At 54.6% G+C, this 975-nt stretch carries 2 protein-coding genes; both read right to left on the reverse strand.

Annotation, left to right across the window (positions count from 1 at the left end; all coding sequences use genetic code 11):
* A partial coding sequence (locus DNK49_RS23070) for a hypothetical protein (protein WP_133255170.1) occupies positions 1-247 on the reverse strand: 247 nt, incomplete at its 3' end.
* A 34-nt stretch (positions 248-281) separates the two neighbouring features.
* Positions 282-647 (reverse strand): hypothetical protein, encoded by a 366-nt coding sequence (locus DNK49_RS23075; protein ID WP_110530409.1) that lies wholly within the window; start codon positions 645-647, stop codon positions 282-284.
* Between the last annotated feature and the right edge of the window lie 328 nt (positions 648-975).

Genomic DNA, 975 nt, shown 5'->3' on the forward strand with positions numbered 1-975 from the left:
TGACCGGCAGGCCGTTGGCGCTGTAGGTGGTGGTGGCGTAGGTTTGTGCCAGCGCCGTGCCGACCGCCCGCTTGACCTGGTGCACGCTGTCGTCGGCGTTGTACACCGTCTCGGTGACCCGGTTGCCACCCTGCGCCGCGGGGAGCACCTCGGTGACGCGCATCAGGCGGTCGAGGTCGTCGTAGGCGTAGTCGGTGACCGCGACCGGGGCGGCGGCTGTCGGGCAGGTGGTGGCCGCGGCGGTCACTGCCGGGCCCCCAGGCCTTCAGAACTCGGGTTGCCTACTCTCTAAGACGCCCAGTTTCAAGCAAATGGCTTACAAAATCATCATGCAAGCCTTCACCCAAGTTGTTACCAGCGTCGTCAACCAAATACACTCTGCCTTTTTCAGCAAGAGCAGTTCCACCATCTATCGCAGTCAAAACAGAAACTGTAAATCCACGCAGACACTCTGCAATAACTTTCTTTAGATCATCATTATTTAACTCTGAATTCTCGAATACCTTCTGAAGCCTCTGGTATGGCTCTTGCTCATCAACCCAAATGAGATCCGCGCTTAGATCTGTCATCGCTTCAGCGACAGTATCAACCCAATAATCAATCGACACTGCTATTTCTTCAAGAAAATCCGACTTTCTTGCGCGCATCTTAAGTCCTTAGAATCCTGGCCACATAAAACTACTTTCGTATTTCCGGTCAAGCTGCTTGGCAAAATCCGCGATTTGAGCCGCAGTAGGATTGCCACCAGCAGCTTTATCAAACCGTGCCCACTCAGTGGTGATTTGCGAATGGACCTTGGGGGACACACCCCTCAAGAATTGAACATCATGGATGTTAACTCCTGAAACTGAATCGCCCCGGGTTCCGTGGAGGCCGGTTGGTTTAAGTCAGGTCGCGATCGCGGCCTGACTGGCGAGCTGCCTGTAGTAGTTTGCCTCAGCTTCTGCGGGCGGGATATACCCGATAGGTTCAAGG

Origin of the sequence: Parazoarcus communis SWub3 = DSM 12120 (genome assembly GCF_003226565.1) — a bacterium.
Classification (GTDB): domain Bacteria; phylum Pseudomonadota; class Gammaproteobacteria; order Burkholderiales; family Rhodocyclaceae; genus Parazoarcus; species Parazoarcus communis.